The following is a 14,579-nucleotide window of genomic DNA, read 5'->3' as shown; positions in this document are numbered from 1 at the left end:
GATGAAGGTAACGGGTTATCAATTATTTTGGCTGATTAGTATCTCTTCCATCATCTTATTTTCTTATATCCCTATCAAGCTGGCGGCTGAGCACACTCTCCAGGATGCCTGGATTTCTATTTTGCTTGGGAGTATGGTCATGATGGCTATCACTTGGATCATGCTTCAAGTATGCATGCAAAATAAGGATAAATCGTTAGTGGAGTTTATGAAAGACCTTTTTGGAACTTTTCTTGGAAAAATTTTAGTCACTTTTTATTTCATTCATTGGTTCATACAAATGTCTACTATTACAAGAGGTATCACTGAATTTCAAAATTTAGTGCTGCTGCACGAGATGCCGATGATCGTCATTTTACTGTGTATGTTGTTTCTGATTGTCTATGTCATGTTCAAAGGCGGGATTATAGCAATAAGCCGTTGCGCAGAGGTGATCGGCCCTTTTTTTATTTTTTTAAATTTCATCCAGTTACTTTTGAGTCCTCAGGAGATGGACCTAAATCGAATATTGCCTGTCTTTGTGGATTCGGGCTGGGGAAATATTTTAAAGGGTACTTTATATTCATTCAACTATATGATCGATCCTTCGATCATTCTCATGCTCTTCTTCTTTGCCGAAAATAAAAGAACTGCTGCAAAAGGGATTATTTGGGGAACCGCTGTTGCTATGCTATGGGGGGTACTAACCACACTGGTTCTTCTGTTTATAACCGGACCGAATATAACCTCTGAAATGGTCGTTCCCGTATACTCTATTACGAAGCTCGTTTCCATTCTGGATTTTATTCAAAATATCGATGCCTTTTATATTACCTTTTGGGTCATGGGGGCTTTTATTAAGCTATCAGTAGTCTTGTTCATCCTAAGCTATGGCTTAGCCGAGTGGACAGGGGTAAAGAATTGGAAACTTTTCGCATGTATTACGACGCTGGTATTGCTGGCATTTGTAATTTATAGTACATACGATATTCGAATTGGTTACGAATTTAAAACCATGTACTTAATTGGTTTCCTTTATCCCTTGATCTATATTATCATTCCGATGCTATTGTGGGTGATTGGAAGTATAAAATCTCATCGTAAAATTTCCAGCATCAAGTAAGCTGGTTGTTTTTAGATATATATGTTATTTCTAATGCTTCCTTGTCACAGAAGGAAGCATGAAGTCGTTATATTTGCGATAAGTCCTACAGTTGAGGAGATGTTGTGCCGATAAAGTAAACTTTAGAGAGGGATAAATACATAACACTATCAAAGGAATAGCCGGTTACCAAATTATTTACAGAATTAAATGGAATGTGTAAGAATTTTTAGCCTTGGTTCCTATCGGGTTTAACTTTAATAGTTGTAAAGTTGGTGAAATATCATGGAATTAAGACAATTAGAATACTTTATGGCAATTTGTGAAGAAATGCATTTTACCAGGACTGCGGAAAAACTTCGAATTGGACAACCTACTTTAAGCTATCAAATTAAAGCTTTGGAAGATGAGTTGGGTGTTCGTTTATTTGATCGTTTAGGGAAAAAAATAGCAATTACTGAAGCAGGTGAAATTCTCCGGGAACATTGCATTAAAGTATTCCAGAATTTAAATTGCGCGAATGAAAAGATAGAAGAGCTTCAAAAAATCAAAAGAGGAAAATTAGTCATTGGTACCCTCCCTGGAGATTTAAACCATGTCGCATCAATGGTCTTAATCATGTTTCATGCCAGGTATCCGGACATTCAGGTTAAAATAATTTCATCAAATGATGTGACGGAGAAGGTGAAACAAAACGAAATAGACTTGGCACTGACTCTGACGCCACCCTCAGATGAGAGCTTGACTTATATTCCATTATACGAGGAAGAATATTATTTGACAGTCCGGGCAGGTCATGAGTGGGCTGAAAAAAATGAGATAGAATTTAGGGAGTTAACAGGCATCCCTCTCATTTTGAACCCTAAATGTCATTTGTTCAGGCAATCTCTTGATGACGAAGGTATATCTTATGGAATGGAACTCCAATCTGTCATTGAATCAACCGACTCAGGGTCGATGTTAAGTCTAGTGAAGGGAGGAATAGGTGCTGCTATTATTTCATGTACCCTCTTCTCCCAGGAAAATGAAGGGCTAAAAGCAATAAGAATTATCAATCCAACAATTAAAAGGGAAGTCACTATTATCCACCATAAACAAAAATATATAGGAACAGCTGCAAGAGGTTTTATCGAATTATTAATGAAATACATAGAAGAGAAAAAAATCCATGATCGAAATCCAGAGCGGCCGAATTTCTCATTATGCCAGTAGTTGTTTACTCAATTGTAACTACATCGGAAGCAGAGGGCAGGCCAGACTCAGGAAGTTGAGCGCCTAGAAGTGGTTCGGTTCCCTATCTAAATATTATGCAAGAAAATTACTTACCCCTGTACAGCTTACGGCAGGGGTTTTTTGCATTTCAAAATAAAGTTGCCGGGAGCTGTGACAGATGTTTTTGGTTTTTTGCAGGGAATCATCTAATTTTTGAATGAATTCGATTGAAAATATTGTATTGTTTAAATTTCAGAATTTATCTAATCTTATGTCTAGTGCTTGACTACTTCTTAAGGAGGGATGAAACATGGTTTCGTAAATAAGCCTGCTGCTAATTTTGCATATAAAAAGTCGAGAGGAGAATTAATCATTTTGAAAAGAAGATTCCGTATCATTCAAATTACTCTTATTTCCCTATTATCTTTCATTCTCTTATTAAACCTTGTTCTTCCAACTAACACAATAGCAGGTGGGAATCATGATGAGAGATTACCAATGTCTGCTATTGGAATCACTTCAGAGACTAATAAGATAAATTCAAAAGTAGCCAAACAATTTCAGAAACAAGATAAAGTGACTTTCCTATTAAAATTAAAGGATCAAGTGGATACGAATCAGGTTGCAATGACCGCAGCAGAAAAAGCGAAGAAACAGAAACAAACCAATGCCAGTATTGAGCTTCAGGTTCGCTCTGCCATTGTATCGTCGTTAAGAAATAAGGCAACGGAGACTCAAGCAGAGGTAATGGATTTTCTGGAACAGGCAAAATTAGAAGGTAATGTAAGTAATATTCAATCCTTCTTTATTGTGAATGCTATCGCCGTCACTGCAACAGAAGATGTGATGGAAAAACTCGCAAAATATCCTGAGGTAGCGAAAGTTCTGCCAAATGAAACACGCCAACTGTTCAAGCCTATACCATCTAAGGAGAAACCTTCAAATGAAACCGCATCCACGGTGGAGTGGGGAGTGGAAAGAGTCGGTGCACCACCAGTATGGGATATGGGAATTGATGGCTCCGGAATTGTAGTAGCGAGCATTGATACAGGGGTACAATGGGACCATCCCGCATTAAAGGAAAAATATCGGGGTTATAATTCATTGCAGCCCAATCAGCCAGACCATCAAGTGAGCTGGTTCGATGCAATCGATGGAGAAGAAGCTCCATATGATGATTTAAAACATGGTACACATACAGTAGGGACGATTGTTGGTTCGGAACCTGATGGAAGCAACCAAGTTGGTGTCGCCCCTGGAGCAAAGTGGATTGCGGTTAAAGCATTCTCTGAGGCAGGCGGTAAAGATATCGACTTGCTCGAGGCTGGGGAATGGATATTGGGCCCAAAAGATGCCGAGGGCAATCCGCATCCTGAATTGGCCCCAGATATAGTAAACAACTCATGGGGTGGCGGATCTGGTCTGAATGAATGGTATCTCCCTATGGTGCAAAATTGGAGGTCGGCTAATATATTCCCTGTATTTGCGGCAGGCAATAGCGGTGCAGGCGAGGGGACGATTTCAAATCCCGCGAATTATCCGGAATCATTCGCTGTAGCAGCAACAGATGATCAAAATTCGCTGGCATGGTTTTCATCTCGCGGGCCATCTCCATATGACGATATTAAACCTGATGTTTCTGCTCCGGGTGTGTCTATTCGTTCTGCTGTACCGACCAATGACTATGAGCTTATGAGTGGGACATCAATGGCGACGCCTCATATTGCAGGAGTTGTGGCGTTAGTAAAGCAGGCGAATTCATCTCTTACAATTGACCAAATAGAAAAAGTATTGATGGATACAGCTATTCCGTTGACAAGCTCATTATATCCGGCTTCGCCTAACTATGGGTTTGGTCACGGATTTGTTAATGCGTACAATGCTATAAAATCGGTGAATGCTGGAACAGGTGTGATTCAAGGTGAGGTCGTCCATGATGGAAAGGATGCAACAAAGCCAACTTATCAGCACACTTCACCGGAGTATGTTTACGACCAGGTGGTTTTACCATTAACAATTGAAGTGCAAGATAATATCAGCGTAGCATCAGTAGAAATTCAGTATTTAGCAGACCAAGACTGGAAGACTATAAAAGCGGAAAGGACTGCTGGTGATTTTAGAAATGGGACCTACCAAGCAGTGGTAACAGGGGAAGATATTAGGAAAAACCCATTTACGTATAAATGGAGAATCGAAGATTATGGAAAAAATGAAGTAATAACCTCCAACTATGAAATAGAAGTGAAGCCTGCAATTACAACCGGGTATTCTCATGATTTTGAATCTGTTCCAGAAGGCTGGTATTCTGAGGGGATTAATAATGATTGGGAATGGGGGGCCCCTGTCGATCGACCAGGCAAGGCTTATTCCGGACAAAAGGTATATGGAACGAATGTGGATGGGTCGCATGCATTTAATTCGTCCTCTCTTCTCCATATGCCTCCAATAGACCTTCCGGATGGCAAGAATGCATATTTGCAGTTTAAGCAATGGTATGACTTTAGTCCGGATGGAGTTGTTGAATCTACAGATTTTGGAGCAGTACTTGTCTCTTTAGATGGTGAGAATTGGGAGAGGCTTTATAGAACGGAACCAAGTAAGTATCATCATGAGATTCCGATTGAGTACACAACAGAAGACTGGATTGATGCGGAGGTAGATCTTACTGCTTACGCTGGAAAGCGGATTTATATCAGTTTTTATATGAATGCCGTCCAAACAGGCTTTGAAACGAGAGAGTATTCAGGCTGGTATGTTGATAATGTCGAGTTATCTGAAGGATCAGATAAAACTGGCGGAGAACAGAAAACGTTTGGCAAGAACCAAACCCCTGAAGTTCATTTGAAAGAAAATGTTGGCAGCAACGTGTTAGCCCCAAGTGCAACATTTGTTGAGAATACAATAATTCAATCCAATGTTTTACCAATCCATGGAAAGGTTACACTATTGGATTCCGGCTATTCTGTAGCGACAAATCCTGCTGATGGATCTTATATCATGATGCATAATACAGGTGATTTCACGATACGTGCAGAAGCATATGGGTTTCATCCAAAAGAACAGCCCGTTTCAATCCCAGAGAATGGGATCGTCCAAGCAGACTTTAATTTGAAGCCTTTAGCTTACGGAACGATCGAGGGGGTTGTTAAAGACAAAGCAACTGGAAAACCGCTTAAGGATGCTGTTCTTTCATTAGTCGAGGATGCATCCATTACGCCGGTGAAAACAGATAGCAAGGGCCGATTTAGGCTGACTGCTTTTGAGGGCAGCTATACATTACATGCGTTCAAAAACAATTATCTATATAATGAGCTTTCGGTTACTATCTCGCCAAAGAAAAAAACTAGAAAGAATATTGAACTGAAGAGGTATATTGGGTTTCCTGGAGAAATCGGTTACGATGATGGCACGGGAGAAAATTCCTGGTTTTGGAGAGGTGCTAATAATGGCTTTGGCATAAGAATGTCTCTGGAGGAAGGAATTACTAAATCGTGGGTAACAGGCGGATTATTCAAAGTTAATACGAATTTCCCTTCTGAAGGATCAACCCGATTTCAAGTTGCTGTATACGATTCATCTGGTCCAAACGGAGCCCCTGGTAAAAGAATCGCAGGACCCTTTAATGCGGATGCACGGACGGATGGAGAATGGACGCATGTCGATTTAACGGATAAAAATATTTTTGTTACAGGTGATTTCTATTTAGTCTATATACAGCCTGATGCATCATCTGCAGGTACCTCACCAAGTCTTTATAGTGACCATGATGGTCCTTTCCATGACCGAAATTGGGACCTGTTTAATGGAAAATGGACGAATAATCTGGAACCTGAATATGGGAATATGATGATTAGAGCGATCGTGAACAATGAGATTCCAGCTCCTGTAATCGAGACGCCGTTAGATAATACGTTTACCAATGAAGCAACTGTACAGGTAAAAGGAACTGCCTTCTCTTCACACACGGTGAAAATACAAAACAATGGCAAAGAAGCAGCATCTGGGACAAGCCAAAAGGATGGTACCTTCAATCTATCCCTCGAATTAAAGGATGGATGGAATAGGATAACCGCAACAGGATGGACAAAAGATGGGAGCACGGATGTTTCCTCACCGGTTAACATTATTTTAGATGAAAAAAATCCTATAATAAGGGATGTTAAAGTTAAGGGCAAGAAAGAAAAAGGTCAAAGTGTGACTATTCAGGGTACTGTAAAAGACGAATATCTGGAGGAGGTCCTCTTACAAGGAGAAGAAGTTGAAGTAGATTCAAAAGGAAATTTCCATCATCAAGTTGAATTAAAGAAAGGAATTAATACAATTATCGTACAGGCTGCTGATAAAGCTGATAACACGGCAAGTAAAATAATTACCATTAAAGCCAAATAGTCTTGTTGAAAGAAAAGTAGAGCAAGCAAAAGTAAGTGCAAAATATTTGTAATATCCTAAAGTGCTCGCTGTAAGTAAGAGTGTGTATGAAATGAAAAAGCTATATTCCACTATTATTGCGGGATATAGCTTTTTTATTGAAGTATTATTGCTTGCTTGTTTTCTTTTCAATAATGTACCTCTGTTATTATGCAGGAATTGGGGGCTGAAACAGTATTATTAAAAGGATAATGAAAATGATAGAAAAGAGCCACGCAACCCATGGTTTCCATTGATGGATTGCCAGTAATAGAAATGTCAACAAATTAAAAATAAAGGACCATAACAACGACCAGCCAAAATGATGTGTAATACTCTTGAAATTATAGAGAATTATTTCGGCACCTTGAAAAATTAGAGACCATAAAATAATCCACAATATCTTTTTTAACAGTGTATTGGGGAACCTTCCTAAATAAACAACTGAAACAAATGGGTAAACGATAAAAGCTATTGCTAAAGATATCACTGAATGTGTAGGTAATAAAAAGTTATCTACTCCAACGGGTTTAAACACCCAAACCCTGTAATTATATAGCAGGACTTCATACAATAAATTCCCAATAATCCAAAATAATAAAGTAGGATAGATTTCTCTCCACTTGTTCCAAGCACCAAAACATATCCCTATAATGATAAAAAAGAAAACAAAAAAAGTTTGCATAAATCTCTCCTTAAATAATTTATACCCCTTTTTAGTATGTCTTAGAAAAAACTGAAAATACAAAGTATCATTAAATCCACGGTATCTCTAATCCAGAATAATGACCAAGGATTTCAAAAAACGAATGTTTGATTGAATCCGGTATTCACCTTTATCGCTGACCTGTTTCCTCTTGGCTATGCTCTAGAGGCGATGATGGATGCTTCTCTTTTTGGTGCAGGCTGGAGTGATATTCTGCTGCCGATTTCACTCATGCTTCTGATTGCTGTTATCTATATGGGAATTGGAATCAATCTGGGGGAACGGTGCAGGCTTTAAGGCTGGATCAGGACTGATCCGATAGCAGGAGAAGGCAGTTTCCGGTGATGGACACTGTCTTCTTATTATTTGCGGGCACTCCTGTAAAATCCTATTGGTGGACAGTGACTATGATTTATATTCTTTCCAAAGGGCAGCTAAAAAAAGTGCCTGTTTACTAGTCTGCTATAGCTTTAGTAAAAGGGAAAAAAAATGTCTAATATAACTGTTTACCAGAAAGGTCAATGTAAGAAATTTCACGAACTCCTTATTTACTTAATCAACGTTTTACTCCCTCGACAGCATAATCATGATCAAGTTGAGGTGTGAGTCCTGCTACTGTTACAGTTATTTTTTATCCAGGAAATCTTTTAATGGCTTTTGAAGTACATTCATAATGCCTGCGATGATACTTGTTGCCAAAATACCCATTAGACTTAGTGAAATAGGACCTGCTGCATCGTCACCTGTAACTTCTGCAAGCACCATTAGGCTTACTATTCCTAACAAAATGAGCAAAATGACTGTAAAAGCACATTTTTTTATAACATTTAAAGATTTAAGTGATAACTCGGAAAAAGCATTGTTCCTTTCGATATAGGTTAATAGTTTAAATGCTTGGTACAACGCAACGGAAAACGTGATACAGAATCCATATGCACATACTAAAAAGGGGATTAGGAAATAAGCCGTATCTGGATGTACCTTTGCATCATTAATGGCGATCTCAGGTAACCAAAAGATACACAATGCAAATAACACAATTCCAATAAGAAAAATAATTACTTTTAAAAATGTGGTTGAACCTTGTTTAATACTCATTTAAAGCACCTCATTGATTTAATAATAAAATGACTTTAACACACGTTTTATTGTTTATCAATAAATTATTGTTGTTTTTATTTATATTATTATTGTTTTTTTCATAAATAGTTCTTGGCAAGGGTAAACAATTGGGTAAAGACTATTTTGAGATCATGGACGGAGTAAAAATGTTTTTCTATGATTCCGACTCAATCAGACAGGAATTTGGGCAATATGGACTGATTGAAATCTCGGAAATCGTTGAGCCTCATAAGGATAATGAAACAAAACCTCCATTTACATTTACAATGGTAAAATGTCAGAAAAAATGAGCTTGTTAAAGAAGCCCAAGGATTTCCCCTTTAAACGTAAATGCCCGTCTTAATAAAGGCAGGCATTTTTTTAGAATTTGAAACTGCCCTATTCATCCACAGAAGGGGAGAATTGTAACTTTCATCGTTTATAATTAACACTTTTTTCAACCCTAATGTTAACATCAATTTTTTCAACAGAATTAAGGTCAAATGATTTTATCTCAGAAGGCTTCCAGGTTTTCAGATGATACCGATAGGCAGTTTCACTGATATTTAATAAATCAGCATTTATTTCATCGCCTATCTCCAGGGATTTCTGGATATCACTTTTTACCTTTTTGTTTATTGCTTCTTCGATTTGATCTATGCTAATATTATCCTCATTTTGAACCAATTCTGCTCTCCCTCTAACCATTAATTTATAGGCAGGTCTATTTCCTTCCATGACTTTAACAATCCTTTCAGGCTTTATGATCAGGACGCTTACTTTTTCATCAAAAAGTGAAAGGGGTACTGTCGTAGCCTGATTGGAAGTCCATTTAATGCCTGATAAATCTTCTTTAGCGACCCATCCTTTATATTCCTGGTTTGAAATGACAAAGCCGCCCATTAAAGCTGAAATTTGCTTTTTTTCTTCTCCTTCTGAAAAATGAGATTGATTTATTTTTAGGCCCGGAACGATAAAAGACCCAATGGGCTCATAATAAGTGGAGATGAACTTATTGTACTTTTGAACAGGGATGATAAAGTTACTTTCAGTCAATGGATCCGGGTTATGGAGCACCGTATATAACGAAGGATAGTTAAAAAAGCTGTCACTATTGAAAATTTCTTTAATCGGCTGATTTGTCCCAAAAAAGTTGGAATTATACCTTAGGAAATGGTCCTGTCCTATATATTCGACAACAGCTTTTACTTGTTCCTTAATCGTATTTTCACTTAGAAGAATGGTTTCAACATGACCAAAATAGAGCGGGTAGGCTGCTTTTTGTTCAAACTTGCTAATGGCTGACTGAATGGTTTTCCCTTTTGCCTCGCCAATAAAATTAGGGACGGATTCCTGTAAAGAGGAAGCACCTTCCTGCTTAGCGATACTGGCAAAATTCATAGCTTGGAGGTAAACAGTAAATTCATCTTCGGCGAAATCAATGCCGATGCCTGTAATATAAATTTGACTTTGTATTTCTTTTTTTCCCCAGCATCCCGTCAATCCGAAAAGCAATCCAATGATCATAATCATGAACAAAATCTTTTTCATACCTTACTCCTTTTGACTTTCATTACCGAAGAGATTGTGGGTCTGATTTTTTCTTGTCAGAAGCTGAAAAGGCTGTCTGATGGCAGACTTGATTCGATGTGCTAAATTAGGTTTGATCAGGTAAGAGATATAAGGCTGACCAAAGCTCTCCAGGGAAACAACCGATGTCGCGATAAGAAACATGGAAATAAAGAAGCCATATATGCCAAAAATGGACGAGATGAACAAAACAAAATACCGGAGGATCACGATATTGCCTGAAATGTTTTGATTAATAAGCGTATAGCCGGAAATGACGGTTATGGCGATAATGACCAAACAGGAAGGAGAAGTCAATCCGGCCCGAATAGCCGCATCGCCAATAAATAATCCGCCCAGCACAGCTACAGTCTGTCCCACTGCTTTTGGAAGACGTACTCCAGCTTCTTTAAATAACTCAAATAAAACAAGCATTAAAAAGGTTTCAACAGGGGCCGACAAAGGCAGCCCTATTCTGGATACAGATACTGTTGCTATGAGAGGGTAAGGAATTTGATCCAGCTGAAAAGTAATCAATGAAATATAAAAACCAGGTAAAAATATCGTAGTTAAGAAAGCCCCCAGCCTTAAAATCTTTATTATGCTTATATAAAAAAAACTGTCATGAAGATCTTCAGGAGAAAACAGCAAATGATTAAACGTGATGGGGCCAACCAGACAGGTCGGATTTCCATCCACTAAAATGACAAACTTCCCTTGCGTTAAAGCATAAACTGCAAAATCAGGTCTGCCGGAGTTGTCCATTAAGGGAAACAGGGAGAATGTTTTATCATACAATAATTCTTCAATTTCGACCGTGCTTGCCACCATGTCAAGCTTAATGGCATCCAGCCTTTTTTTTGTTTCTTCAAGCACATCGGAGTTTATTTTATTATCCATATAGAGTAAGGTCATTTTTGTCCTGCTGACTTCGCCGATCGAATACTCAATGCTTTTTAGTGAGGATGATTTCAGCCTTTGCCGGATTAAGGCCATATTATCTGAAATGCTTTCAACGAATCCATCTCTTGGCCCTCTTATCGAGGTTTCAATATTGGATTCCTCAGGACTTCTTTTGGGAATATTGGAGACTGATAAAAAGAAGATATCATTATTCTCCGAATTAATGATCAGAAGTTCACCAGAAAAAACCTTCTGCTCTATCTCTGTTTTAGTATGATCCTGCTCCTCCAGCTGAGTTACCTCTAGTTCATTAAATAAGTCATGTTTGTTCAGCTTTCCGCTCTCTAAGATGACATTTTTTAACGCAGGGAATATCACATCGTTCATATATTTAATATCCACTAAATTGGAACAGTACAGAAAAACAAGGGATAGCGTACCTTGTTTTTCCGGATAGATTTTTTCCTTAATCACAACATCTGATGCATTTTTGAACCATTCTCTTAATTGGTCTGCTATTTTAGGCTGAATTTTTTTCATGTTTATCACCACTTAATTTGATTAGAATGAGGACAAATAGGAGCGCACAAACCTGAAAGATTAGGCTATAAGGAAAAAAATAGTGCTGCAAAAAATAATAGAATGAGGTTGAGTCCCAATTCACAGAAGCGCTTGCCAATAAAAGGAGATAAAGAATCGGGAGAAGCCACCTGCTTTTCATTTTGAACGATAATAATTTATTTGCTATAAAGAGTGTCAAGCTTATTCGGACAAATGCCCCTGATAGCCATTGAAAGATTGAAAGGAAATCCAGACGTGTAAATTGGTTTCCAATTCGCAGAAGCCTCCATTGTTCGTACGCCGGATTCCTCATTTTAGCCGCTTCCTCTACGCCAAATTCTGAGATGGCTCCTATTAATGGACCAAAAGTTAACAGGGCAAGTATGACACCAACCAATACAATCCACTTTATTTTGAGTTTGTCTTTCAGATATGGGGTCAAAAATAAAATAGCAGTGATGTCAAACAGTCCTGAACATGAATAGAATATTCCTTTAAATAAACCTTCAACGCCATTTTCATAGAGGGGAAACAGCAATTCGTAATTCTTGTTTGGAATATTCCCGGCTGCTACAAAAAAGCCAAAGAATGAAACAATCGGAATGACAATCAAAGCTATGGCGCTAATCGTCCTGATTCCTTTGACAGATGCATAAAAACAAACAAGGGAGAAAAGAAAGACAATAATTAAATTCGGGACTTCAAAAGCGTAATTACCTTTCGCCCAAAAAAACGTGAATTTGAGGGTGATAAAAGCTGAAAAAAGAAAATATAGTCCAAACAATAAAGCAATAATGGAATAAATCCAGGAAGGCAGCCCTTTTCTTTTCAGTAAAGTAATGAGGTCATTTTGACGGTCCATTTTTTTATAGATGTAGAATATAATCAGGCACCAAAGAATCATAGGCCCTATACTAAAAAGAACACTTAACCAGGAATCCCGTTTCGCTGTTGAAAGCAGGATTGGAAGAATGAGCACATGCACCAGAAATCCTGTAGAAATGATTTGCAGAATATATATGTGCAAAGATTGAATTACCTTTTGATTCATTCGATCACCTTTGACTTCTTTAATGTCTGTTCCGATAGTTTGAACCTTGCATATATAATTTATGTACAACTCGTCTTTTCTCAAAAGAAGACAGAGAAGATCTAGGATAGAAAAAGAATCAATTTCAAGTACCACAGAAACAGGTATTTCTGTAACAATAAAGGGTTCCCAAAAAACTAAGCCAGTGTGCTCTATTTGGAGCTGCAGATTTAGGTGTTAGCTTTGTCAGGTTCATCAAATTGGTCAAAACGGTTTATCTGCTGATGGGATATCATGGATTTAGGCTGATAGCGGCTATTGTGAATGCGTGGTTTTGCAATAAGAGGAAAGCAGCGGATATAAAAGCAACGCATCTTAATGAGCAAAAAAGGCAAGGAAGGTAAATGAACGGACTTAAGAAGCTCGATTCGCGGTGCGGAACTGTGTATCGAGCTTCTTATTCTTGACTGGTCCTTAAAAAATAATAATTTCTCTTCTATAACTATACACCTGTCCCTCCTTTTGAATAATCTATTATGAAGGAGGTGAGCGATAATGTTAGGGGATTCGAAAGAGAATCAGTCAAGCTGTTCTTCTCGAAGAAAGGTTAAATCATTATTTCCACAAATAGAAATTGTACCTAGAGGTAATCTGGGGGACACTCCAGACGACAACTGCGAGGCTATGTTTGTGTTAAAGTCTGCTATGGAGAATAACCAGCTAATTTTGACCATGAGCGTGTTTTGCGCTCAGGCATACATAATTGTACTGACTTTCCTAAAAATACGTTTATTCAAAAATAAACATTTCATCACACTAATATAGAAATTAAGAGAAAAAACCACTCGAATTGGTCTTTTAATCTCTCATTGCACCTGCTTCTCTGGAAGTCATTGCACCTTGCCCCTGGCTTACATCTTTTTGGATTTCTTGTTTTACTTTTTGTGGATCAGTCCCGGCAGGTTTCGTCATAATGTCTTTAGCTTGTAGCTCCTGTTGCATACAGATCCCTCCTCATTTTTTTTACACAAACTTATAATTTACAATAAAACACTCATTTATCAGAGGATATGAGAAAAAAGTGAGGGGAGTATTAAAACCAAGAAGAACACTTTCTGTTTATGTATGAAAATCATGTTTTAATGACTGTTGCAATAAGGGAACAATCTAATAAAGCGATGCTATCATCAGCATTTATAAAATTACCATCTATAGAATGAGAATACGTATACTTTCAGGAGATGATTACGTTCCTTAACTTCTGGTGCAGGGATTTATGCCATTCCTATTTCGTCATAGTAAATATTCTTCCATTATTCAACTCGCACCAATCTAATCCCTCATATGTTTCCTTTTTTCCATACTTATTAAAAAAGGCTTCCTTGTTATCGAATACTTCCATTAAGCCATTTTCCAGTAACGTGGTCATTCGAAAAGTATTTAAATTAAAAACGCTGGAGACAGCTATTAATTCACCTATATGGACATTGTTAGCAACATTTTTCATAATTTCATCTCCTTTTTTAGAAAAATCTGCTCAGATTTACTGTTACTAATAGAAATAATCCTTTGTATTTAACAACCTATATATTAATCTTAGCTGAACACATGAATGTATGCGCCGACCCTTACTAAATCAATTTAAAATATCTGAGGGATGGAGTGAAGGCAAAAACTCTCGCAGAAAAAGAAGTGACAATCTCCCTTAACCCTGTTAAAGTCAATAATTCCACTGTGGTAACACCTGACATTGCAGCTTCCAATGGTGTAATCCATGTCATTGACCGGGTATTATTGCCGAAATAGTATTGAGAAGAGACTGAAATTCCCTTGGGTTTCAGTCTTTCTTTATGTCTTTTTTATTGTTGGCTGCGTTAAAAAGTTTTTGTGTTTTTCAGGCGGAAATTATAGGCACCTCTGATTTGGAGGTTCCCGATCTTAAAACGTTAAAGCACCCGTTAATAAAGTGAAACTTCAATCAGTGGGGTTTTCCTTATCCCCCACTGAAT

General features: G+C 37.8%; 12 protein-coding genes and 1 pseudogene. 6 read left to right on the top strand and 7 right to left on the bottom strand.

All coding sequences use genetic code 11. The features are described from left to right. The first annotated feature begins 1 nt into the window (after position 1). The 3 genes from CHI10_RS15500 (at position 2) to CHI10_RS15490 (ending at position 6,682) form a co-directional block, all read left to right on the top strand. On the top strand, positions 2-1,102 hold the full coding sequence (locus tag CHI10_RS15500; protein WP_286137401.1) for a GerAB/ArcD/ProY family transporter: 1,101 nt from the start codon (positions 2-4) through the stop codon (positions 1,100-1,102). Between the two features lie 264 nt (positions 1,103-1,366). Next, positions 1,367-2,293: a LysR family transcriptional regulator gene (locus tag CHI10_RS15495; RefSeq protein WP_095245131.1), complete on the top strand. Its 927-nt coding sequence runs from the start codon at positions 1,367-1,369 to the stop codon at positions 2,291-2,293. A 303-nt stretch (positions 2,294-2,596) separates the two neighbouring features. Beyond that, a complete protein-coding gene (locus CHI10_RS15490) occupies positions 2,597-6,682 on the top strand; it encodes a S8 family peptidase (RefSeq protein ID WP_095245130.1) in 4,086 nt (1,361 codons plus the stop codon). 187 nt (positions 6,683-6,869) lie between these two features. Here CHI10_RS15490 and CHI10_RS22735 read toward each other — a convergent pair whose 3' ends face one another. Then, complete coding sequence (locus CHI10_RS22735; RefSeq protein ID WP_095245129.1) at positions 6,870-7,385, bottom strand: CBO0543 family protein; 516 nt, start codon at positions 7,383-7,385, stop codon at positions 6,870-6,872. Between the two features lie 132 nt (positions 7,386-7,517). On the opposite strand from CHI10_RS22735, the gene CHI10_RS15480 reads away from it, so the two are divergent. Continuing rightward, a complete protein-coding gene (locus tag CHI10_RS15480; protein ID WP_286137387.1) occupies positions 7,518-7,703 on the top strand; it encodes a hypothetical protein in 186 nt (61 codons plus the stop codon). Positions 7,704-8,030: 327 nt separating this feature from the next. On the opposite strand, the gene CHI10_RS15475 is transcribed toward CHI10_RS15480, so the two are convergent. Continuing rightward, positions 8,031-8,504 carry a DUF2975 domain-containing protein gene (locus CHI10_RS15475; RefSeq protein WP_095245128.1) on the bottom strand — a complete coding sequence of 158 codons (474 nt, stop codon included), beginning with the start codon at positions 8,502-8,504 and terminating at the stop codon, positions 8,031-8,033. Positions 8,505-8,614: 110 nt separating this feature from the next. Here CHI10_RS15475 and CHI10_RS15470 point away from each other — a divergent pair. After that, positions 8,615-8,818, top strand: a pseudogene (locus tag CHI10_RS15470) (SAM-dependent methyltransferase); the annotation flags it as partial. A 121-nt stretch (positions 8,819-8,939) separates the two neighbouring features. On the opposite strand, the gene CHI10_RS15465 reads toward CHI10_RS15470, so the two are convergent. The 5 genes from CHI10_RS15465 to CHI10_RS15440 all read right to left on the bottom strand — a co-directional run bounded on the left by CHI10_RS15465 (position 8,940) and on the right by CHI10_RS15440 (position 14,077). Further along, entirely contained in the window at positions 8,940-10,058 is a 1,119-nt protein-coding gene (locus CHI10_RS15465) for a Ger(x)C family spore germination protein (RefSeq protein WP_095245127.1), read from the bottom strand. Positions 10,059-10,061: 3 nt separating this feature from the next. After that, the gene (locus CHI10_RS15460) at positions 10,062-11,519 is read right to left on the bottom strand and encodes a spore germination protein (protein ID WP_095245126.1); all 1,458 of its coding nucleotides are present in this window, start codon (positions 11,517-11,519) and stop codon (positions 10,062-10,064) included. Continuing rightward, complete coding sequence (locus CHI10_RS15455; protein WP_095245125.1) at positions 11,500-12,591, bottom strand: GerAB/ArcD/ProY family transporter; 1,092 nt, start codon at positions 12,589-12,591, stop codon at positions 11,500-11,502. The genes CHI10_RS15460 and CHI10_RS15455 overlap by 20 nt, the downstream gene beginning before the upstream one ends. Before the next feature lie 837 nt (positions 12,592-13,428). Continuing rightward, the gene (locus tag CHI10_RS22435) at positions 13,429-13,572 is read right to left on the bottom strand and encodes a hypothetical protein (RefSeq protein ID WP_179289055.1); all 144 of its coding nucleotides are present in this window, start codon (positions 13,570-13,572) and stop codon (positions 13,429-13,431) included. A gap of 283 nt (positions 13,573-13,855) precedes the next feature. Beyond that, the gene (locus CHI10_RS15440; protein ID WP_095245123.1) at positions 13,856-14,077 is read right to left on the bottom strand and encodes a hypothetical protein; all 222 of its coding nucleotides are present in this window, start codon (positions 14,075-14,077) and stop codon (positions 13,856-13,858) included. Between the two features lie 128 nt (positions 14,078-14,205). Here CHI10_RS15440 and CHI10_RS15435 point away from each other — a divergent pair, with 128 nt between their 5' ends. Further along, entirely contained in the window at positions 14,206-14,376 is a 171-nt protein-coding gene (locus CHI10_RS15435; protein WP_095245122.1) for a fasciclin domain-containing protein, read from the top strand. Positions 14,377-14,579: the final 203 nt, after the last annotated feature.

It is taken from the genome of Bacillus sp. 7894-2 (genome assembly GCF_002272225.1).
In the GTDB taxonomy this organism is placed as follows: Bacteria; Bacillota; Bacilli; order Bacillales; family Cytobacillaceae; genus Cytobacillus.
Note: the sequence above shows the minus strand (reverse complement) of the source record. Positions and strands in the feature narration are given on the sequence as shown.